This is a genomic window from Curtobacterium caseinilyticum (assembly GCF_030363035.1).
Classification (GTDB): Bacteria; Actinomycetota; Actinomycetes; order Actinomycetales; family Microbacteriaceae; genus Curtobacterium; species Curtobacterium caseinilyticum.
Genome location: NZ_JAUCMN010000003.1, coordinates 275,537 through 289,242, shown reverse-complemented (window position 1 = coordinate 289,242; position 13,706 = coordinate 275,537). Strand labels below are relative to the sequence as shown.

The following is a 13,706-nucleotide window of genomic DNA, read 5'->3' as shown; positions in this document are numbered from 1 at the left end:
ACGAGCGTGACCGAGACCCGCTCCCAGTCCTCGACCACCGACAGCGTCGACGACTCCTCGCACGGCCCCGCCAAGGGCGTCGCGGCCCTGGCGTTGGCAGCCCTCGGCGTCGTGTTCGGCGACATCGGCACCAGCCCGCTCTACGCGCTGCGCACGGTGTTCACGATCGACGGCGGCATCGTCAAGGCGAACCAGGAGGACGTGTACGGCGTCATCTCGATCATGTTCTGGAGCGTCACGATCGTCGTGTCGATCAAGTACGTGCTCGTGCTCATGCGCGCGGACAACGACGGCGAGGGCGGGGTGATGGCGCTCGCCGCGCTCGCCCGACGCCTGTACGCCAAGCGGCGCGGGGGCGCGACGGTCTTCCTGGTGATCGGGATCGTCGGCGTCTCGCTGTTCTACGGCGACTCGGTGATCACCCCGGCGGTGTCGGTGCTCTCCGCGGTCGAGGGCCTGTCGACCGCGGCACCGTCGCTCGAGCACCTCATCGTGCCGATCGCCGCGGTGATCCTGGTGATGCTCTTCCTGGTGCAGCGGTTCGGCACCGGCAAGGTGGGCAACCTGTTCGGGCCGGTGATGCTGCTCTGGTTCGTCGTCATCGCCGTGGCTGGGATCCCGCACATCGTCGCCCACCCAGGCGTGCTCCAGGGGCTGTCGCCGACGTGGGCGATCGCGTTCCTCATCGCGCACCCGTACATCACCTTCGTGGCGATGGGCGCCGTGGTGCTCGTCATCACCGGAGCCGAGGCGCTGTACGCCGACATGGGGCACTTCGGCCGCACGCCGATCCTGCGCGCCTGGTTCTTCGTCGTGTTCCCGGCCCTGGTGCTCAACTACCTCGGGCAGGCGTCGCTCGTGCTCGAGGACCCGGCGGCGGCCAAGGACCCGTTCTTCCTGTTGTTCCCGGACGCCCTGCAGATCCCGGTCGTCGTGCTCGCGACGATGGCCACGGTGATCGCCAGTCAGGCCGTCATCTCCGGTGCCTTCTCGCTGACGCGCCAGGCGATCCAGCTCGGGCTGCTGCCGCCGCTGACGATCCGGCAGACCTCGCGGGAGGAGGGCGGGCAGATCTACCTGCCGGCCGTGAACCTGCTGCTGTTCATCGGCGTGCTGGCGATCATGCTGGCGTTCCGCTCGTCGGCCAGCCTGGCGACGGCGTACGGGGTCTCGGTGACCGGCGCGCTCGTGGTCGACACCCTCCTGCTGCTCCTGGTCGTCAAGCCGCTCTGGCACTGGGCGACGTGGAAGCTCGTGCTCGCCGCGGTCGTGTTCGGCGGCCTCGAGCTGACCTTCCTCGCCGGCAACCTGTCGAAGATCCTGCACGGTGGGTGGGTGCCGCTGCTCATCGCCCTCGCCGTGATCACGCTCATGACGACGTGGCGCCGGGGCCGGCAGCTCGTGCAGGAGGAACGCAAGGAGCGCGAGGGCTCCCTCGCTGACTTCATCGAGCGCATCAACACGAAGCACATCCCGCGGGTCGAGGGGATCGCGGTGTTCCCGCACCCGAACAAGGAGACGACGCCGCTCGCCCTGCGGGCCAACGTCGAGCACAACCACGTCGTCCACGGGACCGTGCTCATCGTCTCGGTGCTGACCGCCAACGTGCCCCACGTGCCGCACGCCAAGGCGTTCTTCCGCGACGATCTCGGCTACGAGGACGACGGCATCGACCACATCACCGTGAAGTTCGGCTTCTCCGACGACCAGGACCTGCCGCGCGCGCTGCACGCCGCGTGCCTGGCCGAGGTCCTCGACATCGACCCCGAGCAGATGGCGAAGGCCTCGTACTTCATCTCCCGTGGCGCGCTGCGGCCGCAGTCGGGCAACCGGGGGATGGCGCGGTGGCGGAAGAAGCTCTTCGTCGGGCTGGCGCACAACGCCGCCGACCCGGCAGCACGCTTCGGCCTGCCGGCGCAGCGGACGGTCACGATGGGCAGCGACGTCGAGATCTGACCGCCGCGGTCCGTCCCGGCCCAGCTGGGCACCGTCCAGTCGGACGGCGTACCGTCCGAGTGGTCGTTCCGCCACACGGGCTCCCACGGCACCGAGCGGAAGCCGTACCGATGGCACACCAGCACACCCTCTCCTGGCGACAGGACTCCGACGACGCCTGGTCGGCCTGGGCCGACGGACGCATCGTCGCCCGGATCACCTGCGAGCGGCAGTACGAGCTCGTCTCGGCCGACGGCGCCGTCCGCGGCTCGCACAGTGCGCTCGGCAGCGCGCAGGCGCAGCTCGAGGCCTGGTACCAGTGGGAGTCGGCGACCGGCGGCGTCTGACCCGCTCGACGGGGACCTCGGCCTCAGTGCGCGGCGCCCCCGCGCAACCGCCCGACGCCGAGCACGACCCCGACGACGACCATGCCGAGCAGCAGGCCGGCGACGGCCGACACCGCCGTGTCGACGATCCACGTCACCACGGGCCCGGCGGCCTCGACCGCGTGCTCGACGACGTGCAGCAGCTCGTACGGCCCCGCCCAGAACGTCTCGGCCAGGTTCGCGATCACCAGGTGCCCACCGACCCAGAGCATCGCCACGGTCCCGACGATGCTGATCACCCGGAACACGGTCGGCATCGCGCCGACGATCCGGGCACCGGTGCGCCGGGTGCGCCGCGACGGCTGCTTCATCATCTGGAGCCCGATGTCGTCGACCTTCACCAGGAGCGCCACCGCGCCGTAGACGAGCGCCGTCATCCCGGCGCCGATCAGGGCGAGGGCGCCGACCGTGGGCCAGAAGCCGAGGTCGGGGTCGAGGCTCGACAGCGCGATGAGCATGATCTCGGTGCTGAGGATCAGGTCGGTCCGGATCGCCCCGAACACGAGCTTCGGCTCGGTCGTCGGCTGGCCCTCGCCGGCGGCCTCGTGGTGCACGCCGAACCACTCGGTGACCTTCTCGGCGCCCTCGAAGCACAGGTAGGTCCCACCGACCACGAGCAGCCACGGCAGCACCCACGGGGCGAACGCGGTGAGCAGCAGCGCGACCGGGATGATGATGACGAACTTGTTGAACAGGCTGCCGAGCGCGATGCGTCCCACGACGGGGAGCTCCCGAGCGGGCTGCAGGCCCTGGACGTACTGCGGTGTGACGGCCGCGTCGTCGATCACGACCCCCGCGGTCTTCGCGCTGGCCTTGAGGGCCGCGGAGAGGATGTCGTCCACCACGGCGAGCAACCCGACTGACATGCCGCTCACCCTACTGGAGCACCGCCGCGGGTCCGGGCGCCTCGTCGGGCCGGCACGGTTCGTCCCAGCTCGTCGCGGATCCCCCAGATCGGGGTACGCAGCCGAGCCGCCGGTGCCCGTGGTCCCGTGGATCGGTGGGTGGCCAGACCGGTCTGCGTCGCGATCCGGGGTACGAGACCGCAGGTCAGCTGGAAGGGATCGGCCGTTCCACTGACGGCAGCCCGTCCCGAGCCGACACAGCAGGGCACACCGAGCAGGACCCGAGCACCACCACCACCTCCACCGACGTCACCCACCGTCGCTGTTCGTAGGCAGGAGCGCCACCCGTGAAGACCTCGATCGTCGCCGCCCTCACCGTCGCCGTGCTCGCAGCCGGCACGGTCGCCGACACCTCGGCCACCCTCCCCGCGTCCGCGGCCTCGACCGCGAACGTGACGACCGCCGCCCCGAAGGGCAACGTCGTCTCGAACGGTCGGACCTGGAAGCAGACCTACCGCCAGGACTTCACCACCGCCGCGCCGCGCGGCACGGTCGCCGCGAAGTACCCCGGCATGGGCCTGTACGACGGGTTCTCCGACACGAGCGGCCAGGGGCGGTACGCGCCGTCGAAGGTGCTCAGCGTGCAGAACGGCGTGTTGGACTTCTGGCTGCGGTCGGACCGCGGGCAACCGCTCGCCGCGGCCGTCATGCCGGACGGCTACAAGCCGCACCGCACCGGCCGCCTGTCGATCCGGTACAAGACGACGAAGACCCCCGGCTACAAGTTCGTCGTGATGCTGTGGCCGTCGAGCGACAACTGGAACGAGGGCGAGATCGACTGGCCCGAGGCCGCGCTCGGCAACCGGCCCCGTCCCGCATCGGCCGTGCCGGGCACCATGACCGCGCGCGGCATGACCTTCCAGCCGGAGCGCGAGACCTTCGCGGCCACCGACACGACCGCGTACCACGTCGCCACGACCGAGTGGGACCGGAACATCGTGCGGTTCTACTGGGACGGCAAGCTCGTCGCCTCGACGACGAAGGCCGTCCCGACGAAGCCGATGCGGGTCACCCTGCAGGCGGAGACCGACATCGGCGTGCGGGTCCCGGCGACCGCGTCGGGGCACGTGAGCGTGGACTGGGTCGCGATCTACGACTGACGGACGGGAGGCGCGGTGCCGGTGAGCGGACCTGCTCACCGGCACCGCGCCTCCCGGCTCAGCGCGTGGTGCGTCGTGCGGTCAACCGACCGGACCCGACGGGCAGTGCCCCGGCCCGGTAGGTGAGCGCGTCGCTGTCGCCGACCGTCGCGACGGCCGCGCCGAACCGCCAGAGGCGGTTGAAGCAGTACACGCCGACGTCCGTGGACCCGTCCTCGGCGACCGCCCAGGTGCCGGACCCCCACTGGGCAGGGTGCCCGACGCCGTCGATCGTCACGGTCGGGCGCGCGCCCCACGTCACGAGGGGGCGACCGAGGTCGAGCGTGATCCGGCGCCGCGTCGTGCCGGAGTGCTGGGGGGAGTCCATGCGCGACAGGCTACGACGTGCGGCACCGGTCCTGAACGCACCCGGGAGGCGGCCCGTAGGCTCGGCCCATGGCTGACTTCACCGCTGCACAGGCCGCCGTCGTCCGGATCGAGCGCGCCGAGGAGGGACGCTGGGACCTCACCGTCATCAGCGACTCCGGGGTGCGGATGGGACACGGCGTGTACCTGTTCGACGCCGCGTCGGACGATGCCGAGGACGAGCAGGCCGCCGCGCTCGACTTCGTGCGCGAGTACGGGTTCCGGTTCGAACGCGACGCCGTCGTCGCGGACGGTGCCGACGCGTTCTGGGCGCCGCTGCTGCCGGTCGAGGCCGCGTAGGCGCCGTCTGGGTCTGGGCGCCGGCGCGGGCCTGGTCGCCGCTCCGGGTCAGGCCTCCGCGGCCGAGCGTTCGAAGCCGATCAACCACGTGACGCCGAACGCATCGCGCACGGTGCCGTCCCAGTCGCCCCAGGGCCGTTCCTGCAGCGCGTCGACGACGGTGCCGTCGGTCGAGAGGTCCGTGAACCACCGGCGGAGCACGTCCGGGGCGTCCGCGCCGAGCAACGAGAAGAGCACGCCGCTCGTCTCCAGTGGGGTGTCGCGCGGGCCGGCGTCGGCCGCGAACAGCCGGACCGGGCCGACGAGCTCACCGTGGCCGACCGCCTCGGGCGGGCCGTCCCCACGGGAGAGGTCGCCGTACGAGACGATGCGCACCTCGCCGCCGAAGACCTGCTGCCAGCGTGCGAGTGCCACCCGGGCCGTGCCGGGGAGCAGGAAGTACGGGGTCGGTCCGCTACCGTCCATGCCCTGACGCTACCGCCGTGGCGGAGCGACCACCAGGGTCAGAGCATCGCGAGGGCGCGGTCGACGGCGTCCGCCGGGAGCCCGTCGTCCTGCTCCGCCCACCAGGACATCGCGGCGTTCGCGGCGGCGGCGAAGGTGCTCGCGCGGACGGCGACCCGCAGGTCGTCGTCGGGGAGACCGTCGTGGTCGGCGACGAACCGGACGATGGTCTCGGTCAGTCGCGCCTGTGCCTCGGCGCCGCCCGGGGCCAGTCCGGGGTTCGCCCGGATCACCCGGAGGCGGTGGCGCGTGGTCTCCACGGCGTCCGGCGGGAAGGTCGCACCCGCGCGGTAGGCCGTGCGGAGGGCGTCGATCGACGGTTCGTCCGCCGGCCGCTCGGCGAGCGCGGTCTCGAAGCGCTCGGCGAACTCGCTGAGCCCGCCCCACACCAGGTGCGCCTTGCTCGGGAACAGCCGGAAGAGCGATCGACGACTCACCCCGGCGGCCTCGGCGACGTCGTCCATCGAGACCGTGTCGAACCCCTGCTCGTCGAACATCCGGAGCGCCACGAGCGAGACGACCTCGGGGTCGATCGTGCGCGGGCGTCCCGTCGGGCGTGCGGGGGAGGTGCTCATGGCTTCCTTTCGGCACTGAGTGCTACAACTGGTACCACGCGGTCGAGACCGTGCAGCGCGACACGGGTCGTCCCGACCCTCGTCGCCGGTCGCACCACCACCGTCTCGACACCATCTCGATGAGGAGCAGGCATGAACGACACCACCGCCGGACGGTTCACCGGCAGGACCATCATCGTCACCGGGGCAGGGTCCGGCATCGGACGCGCCACGGCGATCCGCATCGCACACGAGGGCGGTCGGGTCGTGGCGACCGACGTCGTCGGCGAGCGACTCGACGCGCTGCGGGACGAGCTCGGGGCCACCGGGCTCGAGACCGTCGTGGGTGACGTCGCCGCAGCGGACACCATCGACGCGGTGCTCGCCGCCGCCGGGGACCGGGTCGACGGCCTGGCCAACGTCGCCGGGATCATGGACGCGTTCCTGCCGCCGAGCGAGATCGACGACGCCACCTGGGACCGCGTGTTCAGCGTCAACGTGACCGGCCCGATGCGGCTGACCCGGGCCGTCCTGCCGCTGATGATCGCCGCGGGCAGGGGTGCTGTCGTGAACGTCGCCTCCGAGGCAGCGCTCCGCGGTTCCGCGGCCGGTGCCGCCTACACGGCGTCGAAGCACGCGATCGCGGGCTTCACCAAGAGCGTCGCGTTCTTCCACGGGCCGCAGGGCGTCCGCGCGAACGCGGTCGCGCCGGGGGCGGTGGCGACGAACATCGAGGCCCCGATGCGGAGTGAGTACGCCGCTGGCCGGGTCGGCCCGCTGATGCAGGTCGCGATCCCGCCGGTGGCACAGCCCGAGCAGCTCGCCGCAGCGATCACCTGGTTGCTCAGCGACGACTCCGCCAACGTCAACGGCGTGGTGCTGCCGAGCGACGGCGGGTGGTCCGTGGTCTGACCGCTGCCAGCTGGCGCGCGGGACGCCGGCGAGACGCCGAGACGCCGCCACCGGCGTCGGGACACCGCACGTCGTGGCGGAGTCCCTCGCGGGTGGCGGCGTCCCGCGCGCGGCGCTGCGCGCGGTGACCGCGGACGGGTCAGGCGCGGTGGCGGCTCCGGCGCGCGCGGCGGAGCGCGAACAGTCCGGCGCCGGCGGCGAGCAGGGCCGCTGCCCAGCCGATCGGAGCAGCGGTCTCGGCTCCGGTCCAGGCGAGCTCGTGCGCCACGGGCGTCGTGCGCGCGGCGACCGGAGCGGCGACGGCGTCGCTCGCGGTCGGCGTCACGCGGACGACCGGCGCGGTGCCACCGTCCTGCGGGGTCGCGTCGTCCGGTGTGACGTCCACCGGGGGCACGGGGGTGGTCGGGTCGGTCGGCACCGTCGGCTCCGTCGGGACGCCCGGCTCGGTCGGGGTGGTGGGCGTCTCCGCGGTGTCGTCGACGACCTCGACGGTGAACTCCGTGCAGACGCCGTCGACCGACACCCAGATCGTGTGCGTCGAGGCGTGCGGGAACGTGACGGTGAACCCGTCCTCGCCGTGCACGACCTGGTCGGTGTCGCCGCTCGCCCAGACCTCGGCCCGGTCGGTGGCGTTCGCGGGGTTGCCGTACTCGTCGACGGTCCACGGCACGAGCGTGATCGAGCCGCCGACCGGGACCGAGATCGGACGGGGACCGACCGTGCCGTCACCCGCCACCCACGTGTACGAGCCGTCGGCCGCTGCGGGGACCCCGTGCACGACGACGCCCACCGCGACGACCGCGGCCGGCTCGACGACCTGCCGGACCCACTGCGACGCGCTGCCGTGGTCGGTGGTGGCCGTCACCCGGACGGTGAACGTGCCGGCGGTGGTGGCAGTGCCCTCGAGCAACCCGTCGCGGAAGGTCAGACCGGAGTCGAGGGCCACGTCGGTGCCCTCGACGGTCGTCAGCGTGTAGGTCGCGTCCTCGGCGTCGTGGGCGCGCAGGTCGGCGGAGAAGGACTCGCCGGCACGGACGGTCGGGAGCCACCGCGGTGACGAGGCGTCCGTGCCCTCGTCGTACGACGGGCCGGACACCGCGGCGGCCGGCTCGGCGGGGGAGCCGTCCTCAGCGGTGGCTGCAGCGGAGGCAGCGGGCGCGGGGACGCCCGCGGCGGACGGTGCCACGGCGGTCGACCCGGAGGCGGTCGCGGGCGACGCCGGAGCCGGAGCGTCGGTGGCCGGAGCGGCCGTGGACGGAGCGACGGGGGCCGGAGCAGCGCTGGCCGGGGCGGTGGTGTCCGCGACGGGTGCCGGTGGCTGGACGACCTCGTCCGACGTCGCCGGTGCCGACACGGCCTCGGTGGTGCCGACCGTGTCGGCCGCGGGTGCCGTGGTCGCCGGGGTGGTGTCCGGTGCCGGCGACGACGACACTGTCGACGCCGACACGGGCTGTGGTGCGTCCGTGGCCGCGACGGCCGGCAGGACGCCGAAGGCGGTGGTGACCAGCACGGTGCCGGTCGCTGCGGTGATGAGTGCCACGGAACGGCAGCTCGGAACGTGCTTCATCGGTGCTCCTCGCGGATCCCCGGGCGTCGGGTGGCCGGACCGGGACCGGGCGTCGGGTACGTCCGGTGCTGCGAGCGTAGGTGCGCGACGACTGTTCCTGGACGGTTCCTGCGGGATGCCGAAGACGGCCTGTGGAACCACGCAGCTGCGCGGGTTCCCGCAAACCCGCAGGTCAGGCCGCTGCGATCGCGCCCATCTCGGCCACCACGGCGCGGAGCTTGACCGCGAGCTCGTCGCTGTCACCGACGGTGTCGCGGTGCGCGACCTCGGACAGGGCCGACAGCACGAGGCCGACGGCGGTGCGAGCGGTCTGCTCGTCGGTGCGCGCGGACACGGTCGCCAGGAGCGACTGCCGCGACTCCGCCATCCACTGCATGACCATCGGCGCCATCTCGGGACGGAGCACCAGGAGCTCCTTCATCCGCCGACGGTCCTGCGACAGCGGGACGGTCGCCGCGACCAGGGTGCAGAGGTCGTCCACGAGCCGCCCGTCCGCGCCGGCGAACCGTGCGGCGGCCCAGTCGGGCACCTCCACCGTGTCGAGGCCGAGCGCGGCGTGCGCCTTCGACGTGAAGTAGTTGAAGAACGTCCGCGGCGAGACGTCGGCGTCGCTGCAGATCTGCTCGACGGTGACGCCGTCGAGACCGTGCTCGGACACGAGCCTGAGGGCGGCGTCGTGGAGCGCCTGCCGCGTCTGCTGCTTCTTCCGTTCGCGCAACGTGCACGGCGCGGTGGCCGGCTCCGGTGCTGCTGTGGTGCTCACGTGCACTCCTGTGCTGCTGGGCGGCCACCGTGTGGAGCGGTGGCCCGGCTGCTGCCGGACGGACCGGCGGGGGAGGCCGCCCGCACCCGGGGGTGCGGGCGGCCCGGTGTCACCGACGCTGGGTCGGGGTGGAGCCGGTCATCGGCCCCGTGAACGAACCGGCCTCGGCCGCGGCGAGCCCGGCGCGGGCCTCGAGCTCCGCCTCCGGCGACGGCGGGGACGACGGGGCGTCGGACGAGCCGTTCGCGGCGTCGTGCTGCTCCTGCAGGGCCGAGCGCTGGCGGAGCGGCGGCACCTTGAAGAACCAGGTGAGCACGAAGGCGAGCAGGATCACGCCCAGGCCGACCCAGTAGATCGTCACGGAGGAGGCGTTGAAGCCCGCCATGAACGGTCGCGTCAGACGGCTGTCGGCACCGGTGAGGAACGAGGTGTCGTTCGTGCTCGTGGACGCCGAGTCCGAGCTGGCGCCGTCGTCGATCTTCTCCGCGAGTGCCGGGGTCAGCTCGTCCACCCAGTACGACCGCTGCGAGGCGTTCGACCAGTCGACCGACACGGTGCCGTCCTGCACGCTGGCGTGTGCCTTGTCGGCGACCGCCGCGAGGGCTGCGGACTCAGCAGCGGGGGTGGCTGCTGCGACCTGCTGGTCGATGACGCCCTGCGCCGCGGCTGCGGGCACGGCGCCGGCGGCGACCTGCTGCTGCACGGCCGCGGTGACCTGCTGCGTGACGGCCTGGTCGGCCGCCTGCTCGGCCTGTGCGGACGCGTCGTCGAGCTGTGCCTGCACGGTCTGCTGCAGCGGCGTGGTGATCGGCGCCCAGATCTTCTCGATCGCACCCTGGTTCGCCGGCTTGCTCGCGACCGCGGGGTCGAGCGCTGCCGACAGCGCCGGCTTGAGGTCGGCCTGGTTCGCGGTCGCCGTCAGGATGTTGTTCGGCATGACCGAGAACAGGATCGAGAGCAGCACGGCCGTGCCGAGCGTGCCGCCGATCTGGCGGAAGAACGTCGCCGAGCTGGTGGCGACGCCCATGTCCCGCGCCTCGACCGACCCCTGCGACGCCAGGGTCAGCGACTGCATGACCGAGCCGAGCCCGAGGCCGATGAGGAACATGCCGATCATGAGGAACCAGAGCGGCTTGTCGATCGTCATGAAGGTCAGGACGACGTAGCCGGCGGACACCAGGAACGTGCCGATGACCGGGAAGATCCGGTAGCGGCCGACACGGGCGACGATCTGACCCGAGGTGATCGACGCGATCATCAGGCCTCCGACGAGCGGCAGCGTGGCGAAGCCGGACTCGGTCGGGGTGAGACCGACCACGATCTGCAGGTACAGCGGGATGGTCAGCATCGCGCCGAACATCGCGAAGCCGACGAGGAAGCCGATGACCGTGGCCATCGAGAACGTGCCGGAGCGGAACAGCTTGAGGGGGATGATCGCCGCGTCGCCCATCTTCGACTCGACGAGCAGCAGCGCGACGAGGCCGAGCGCGCCGATCACGTAGCTGGCGATGGCGGCCGGGGAGCCCCAGCCCCAGGTGCGGCCCTGCTCGGCGACGAGGAGCAGCGGCACGAGCGTGACGATGACCGCGGTCGCTCCCCACCAGTCGACCTTCGGCTTGTCACCCTTGCCGTGCACCTTCGGCAGGTGCAGGAACACGATGACCATGATCAGTGCGGCCACGCCGATCGGCACGTTGATCAGGAGGACCCAGCGCCAGCCGGTGATCCAGAGGATCTCGGACGAGCCGGCGAGCAGGCCGCCGATGAGCGGACCGATGACGGACGAGATGCCGAAGACGGCCAGGAAGTACCCCTGGTACTTCGCGCGCTCACGCGGGGCGAGGATGTCGCCCATGATCGCGAGCGGCAGCGACATCAGCGCACCTGCGCCGATGCCCTGCACGGCGCGGAAGGCCGCGAGCATGAGCATCGAGGTGGACATCGACGACAGCACGGCGCCGAGGATGAAGACGACGATGCCGAAGATGTAGAGGGGCCGCCGGCCGAAGATGTCGGAGAGCTTGCCGTAGATCGGTGTCGCGATCGTCGAGGTGATCAGGTAGGCCGTGGTCACCCACGCCTGCTGGTCGAGACCGTGCAGGTCGTCGCCGATCGTGCGGATGGCCGTGCCGAACACCGTCTGGCCGAGCGATGACAGGAACATGCCCGCCATCAGGCCGTAGATCACCAGGAGGATCTGGCGGTGCGTCATCAGCGGCTGCTGGCCGGGGGTGCCGGGCGCGGGCGCGCCGGTCGCTCCGGCTGCCGCGTCGGGCCCGGCAGCGTGGCGGCCGTGCTGCACCGGGACGGGTGCGGTGGCGGTCATCGAACTCCTTTTTCGTACTCTGTAACTTTGCAGACCGCGCAACGATACCTCCATTGGTTCCACACTGCAACTAGTTGTGGGCCCCGCAGGGGCGGACGGGAGGCACGGGACGGGGCCGCGCCGTGCCTCCCGTCCGCCTGCCGGCGCCTCCTGACCGCGCGTCCCGCGTCACCACGCGGTCGCCATCCGAGATACCGTTTCCGCATGAGCACGGACACCGCCACCACCACCGAGACCGCCGACGAGGGGCCCGTGGTGACCTTCGCCGACCTCGGCCTGAGCGATGCGGTGCTCAAGGCCGTCAAGGACATCGGCTACGAGACCCCCTCCGCCATCCAGGAGGCCACCATCCCGACGCTGCTCGAGGGGCGCGACGTCGTCGGCCTCGCGCAGACCGGCACCGGCAAGACCGCGGCGTTCGCGCTGCCGATCCTGTCCCGCATGGAGTCCGGCAGCAAGGTGCCGCAGGCCCTCGTGCTGTCGCCCACGCGCGAGCTCGCGTTGCAGGTCTGCGAGGCGTTCGAGCAGTTCGCGTCGCACATGAAGCACGTGCACGTCCTGCCCGTCTACGGCGGTCAGGCCTACGGCGTGCAGCTCTCGGCGTTGCGTCGCGGCGTCGACGTCGTCGTCGGGACGCCCGGCCGCATCATGGACCACATCGCCAAGGGCACGCTCGACCTGTCCGAGCTGAAGTACCTGGTGCTCGACGAGGCCGACGAGATGCTCAAGATGGGCTTCGCCGAGGACGTCGAGACGATCCTCGCCGAGACCCCGGACGACAAGCAGGTCGCGCTGTTCTCGGCGACGATGCCCGCGCAGATCCGCCGCATCTCGCAGCAGTACCTGACCGACCCGTCCGAGATCACGGTCAAGACCAAGACGAAGACCGCAGCGAACATCACGCAGCGCTACCTGATCGTGTCGTACCCGCAGAAGGTCGACGCCCTCACCCGCATCCTCGAGGTCGAGGACTTCGAGGGCATGATCATCTTCGTCCGCACGAAGAGCGAGACCGAGACCCTGGCCGAGAAGCTCCGTGCCCGCGGGTACGCGGCCGCCGCGATCAGCGGTGACGTCGCCCAGGCGCAGCGCGAGCGCACGGTCAACCAGCTGAAGTCCGGCAAGCTCGACATCCTGGTCGCCACCGACGTCGCCGCCCGCGGCCTCGACGTCGATCGGATCACGCACGTCGTGAACTTCGACATCCCGGTGGACATCGAGTCGTACGTGCACCGCATCGGCCGCACCGGTCGCGCCGGGCGCAAGGGCGACTCGATCAGCTTCGTCACGCCGCGCGAGCGCCGCCTGCTGTCCGCGATCGAGCGCCACACCAAGCAGCCGCTCACGCAGATGCAGCTGCCGACCATCGACGACGTCAACGAGACGCGGTTGACCCGCTTCGACGACGCCATCACCGCGGCGCTCGAGCAGCAGGACCGCATCGCGGCCTTCCGTGACGTCATCGCCCACTACGTACGGAACCACGACGTCCCCGCCGAGGACGTCTCCGCGGCGCTCGCCGTCGTCGCGCAGGGCGACGACCCGCTGCTGCTCGACCCGGAGTCGGACGCCCTCCGCAACCAGGTCGACCGCGACGGGCGCCGTGACGACCGCCGTGACCGCGACGACGACCGTGGCGGCCGCGAGGACCGCGGGCCCCGTCGCTCGCAGCCGATGACCGCCTACCGGATCGAGGTCGGCCGTCGCCACCGCGTCGAGCCGCGGCAGATCGTCGGTGCGCTCGCGAACGAGGGTGGCCTGCGCCGCGACGACTTCGGCGCGATCCAGATCCGTCCGGACTTCTCGATCGTCGAGCTGCCCGAGAGCATGGACCCCGGCGTGCTCGACCGCCTGTCGGACACCCGGATCAGCGGGAAGCTCATCGAGATCAAGCCGGACCGCCGTGGTGGCGGGCGCCGGTACGACCGTGACGACCGCGGCCCCCGCCGCGACCGTGACGACCGACCCCGGCGTGACCGTGACGACCGCCCGCGTCGCGACGACGGCGACCGCCCCTTCCGCAAGCCGCGCCACAGCTGACGGCCGCGC

The 13,706-nt window shown here is 71.9% G+C and carries 13 protein-coding genes; 6 read left to right on the top strand and 7 right to left on the bottom strand.

Annotated features, from left to right (window positions below):
* The first annotated feature begins 6 nt into the window (after positions 1–6).
* The gene (locus tag QUG93_RS06280) at positions 7–1,956 is read left to right on the top strand and encodes a potassium transporter Kup (RefSeq protein ID WP_289473055.1); all 1,950 of its coding nucleotides are present in this window, start codon (positions 7–9) and stop codon (positions 1,954–1,956) included.
* 110 nt (positions 1,957–2,066) lie between these two features.
* Positions 2,067–2,282: a hypothetical protein gene (locus tag QUG93_RS06275; RefSeq protein ID WP_289473054.1), complete on the top strand. Its 216-nt coding sequence runs from the start codon at positions 2,067–2,069 to the stop codon at positions 2,280–2,282.
* Between the two features lie 23 nt (positions 2,283–2,305).
* Here the strand turns inward: QUG93_RS06275 and QUG93_RS06270 are convergent, their stop codons facing one another.
* The gene (locus QUG93_RS06270; protein ID WP_289473053.1) at positions 2,306–3,187 is read right to left on the bottom strand and encodes a DUF808 domain-containing protein; all 882 of its coding nucleotides are present in this window, start codon (positions 3,185–3,187) and stop codon (positions 2,306–2,308) included.
* Between the two features lie 326 nt (positions 3,188–3,513).
* On the opposite strand from QUG93_RS06270, the gene QUG93_RS06265 reads away from it, so the two are divergent.
* The gene (locus QUG93_RS06265; protein ID WP_289473052.1) at positions 3,514–4,326 is read left to right on the top strand and encodes a glycoside hydrolase family 16 protein; all 813 of its coding nucleotides are present in this window, start codon (positions 3,514–3,516) and stop codon (positions 4,324–4,326) included.
* 58 nt (positions 4,327–4,384) lie between these two features.
* On the opposite strand, the gene QUG93_RS06260 is transcribed toward QUG93_RS06265, so the two are convergent.
* A complete protein-coding gene (locus QUG93_RS06260) occupies positions 4,385–4,693 on the bottom strand; it encodes a hypothetical protein (RefSeq protein WP_289473051.1) in 309 nt (102 codons plus the stop codon).
* Between the two features lie 68 nt (positions 4,694–4,761).
* On the opposite strand from QUG93_RS06260, the gene QUG93_RS06255 reads away from it, so the two are divergent.
* Entirely contained in the window at positions 4,762–5,031 is a 270-nt protein-coding gene (locus tag QUG93_RS06255) for a hypothetical protein (protein ID WP_289473050.1), read from the top strand.
* A gap of 48 nt (positions 5,032–5,079) precedes the next feature.
* Here QUG93_RS06255 and QUG93_RS06250 read toward each other — a convergent pair whose 3' ends face one another.
* Positions 5,080–5,496: a VOC family protein gene (locus QUG93_RS06250; protein WP_289473049.1), complete on the bottom strand. Its 417-nt coding sequence runs from the start codon at positions 5,494–5,496 to the stop codon at positions 5,080–5,082.
* A 38-nt stretch (positions 5,497–5,534) separates the two neighbouring features.
* On the bottom strand, positions 5,535–6,110 hold the full coding sequence (locus tag QUG93_RS06245; protein ID WP_289473048.1) for an acyl-CoA-like ligand-binding transcription factor: 576 nt from the start codon (positions 6,108–6,110) through the stop codon (positions 5,535–5,537).
* A 132-nt stretch (positions 6,111–6,242) separates the two neighbouring features.
* Here QUG93_RS06245 and QUG93_RS06240 point away from each other — a divergent pair, with 132 nt between their 5' ends.
* Positions 6,243–7,001 carry an SDR family NAD(P)-dependent oxidoreductase gene (locus QUG93_RS06240; protein WP_289473047.1) on the top strand — a complete coding sequence of 253 codons (759 nt, stop codon included), beginning with the start codon at positions 6,243–6,245 and terminating at the stop codon, positions 6,999–7,001.
* 139 nt (positions 7,002–7,140) lie between these two features.
* On the opposite strand, the gene QUG93_RS06235 is transcribed toward QUG93_RS06240, so the two are convergent.
* From QUG93_RS06235 to QUG93_RS06225, 3 genes are all read right to left on the bottom strand, one after another.
* On the bottom strand, positions 7,141–8,541 hold the full coding sequence (locus QUG93_RS06235; RefSeq protein WP_289473046.1) for a hypothetical protein: 1,401 nt from the start codon (positions 8,539–8,541) through the stop codon (positions 7,141–7,143).
* Positions 8,542–8,740: 199 nt separating this feature from the next.
* Complete coding sequence (locus tag QUG93_RS06230) at positions 8,741–9,331, bottom strand: TetR/AcrR family transcriptional regulator (RefSeq protein WP_289473045.1); 591 nt, start codon at positions 9,329–9,331, stop codon at positions 8,741–8,743.
* A 109-nt stretch (positions 9,332–9,440) separates the two neighbouring features.
* A complete protein-coding gene (locus tag QUG93_RS06225) occupies positions 9,441–11,657 on the bottom strand; it encodes an MDR family MFS transporter (protein ID WP_289473044.1) in 2,217 nt (738 codons plus the stop codon).
* 204 nt (positions 11,658–11,861) lie between these two features.
* On the opposite strand from QUG93_RS06225, the gene QUG93_RS06220 reads away from it, so the two are divergent.
* Positions 11,862–13,697: a DEAD/DEAH box helicase gene (locus QUG93_RS06220; protein ID WP_289473043.1), complete on the top strand. Its 1,836-nt coding sequence runs from the start codon at positions 11,862–11,864 to the stop codon at positions 13,695–13,697.
* The last annotated feature ends 9 nt before the right edge of the window (positions 13,698–13,706 follow it).

Bases quoted from the DNA above. Each gene is read 5' to 3' on its own strand.
- QUG93_RS06250 (WP_289473049.1), bottom strand. From the start codon at position 5,496: ATGGACGGTAGCGGACCGACCCCGTACTTCCTGCTCCCCGGCACGGCC.
- QUG93_RS06240 (WP_289473047.1), top strand. From the start codon at position 6,243: ATGAACGACACCACCGCCGGACGGTTCACCGGCAGGACCATCATCGTC.
- QUG93_RS06225 (WP_289473044.1), bottom strand. From the start codon at position 11,657: ATGACCGCCACCGCACCCGTCCCGGTGCAGCACGGCCGCCACGCTGCC.
- QUG93_RS06220 (WP_289473043.1), top strand. From the start codon at position 11,862: ATGAGCACGGACACCGCCACCACCACCGAGACCGCCGACGAGGGGCCC.
- QUG93_RS06275 (WP_289473054.1), top strand. From the start codon at position 2,067: ATGGCACACCAGCACACCCTCTCCTGGCGACAGGACTCCGACGACGCC.
- QUG93_RS06255 (WP_289473050.1), top strand. From the start codon at position 4,762: ATGGCTGACTTCACCGCTGCACAGGCCGCCGTCGTCCGGATCGAGCGC.
- QUG93_RS06245 (WP_289473048.1), bottom strand. From the start codon at position 6,110: ATGAGCACCTCCCCCGCACGCCCGACGGGACGCCCGCGCACGATCGAC.
- QUG93_RS06260 (WP_289473051.1), bottom strand. From the start codon at position 4,693: ATGGACTCCCCCCAGCACTCCGGCACGACGCGGCGCCGGATCACGCTC.
- QUG93_RS06270 (WP_289473053.1), bottom strand. From the start codon at position 3,187: ATGTCAGTCGGGTTGCTCGCCGTGGTGGACGACATCCTCTCCGCGGCC.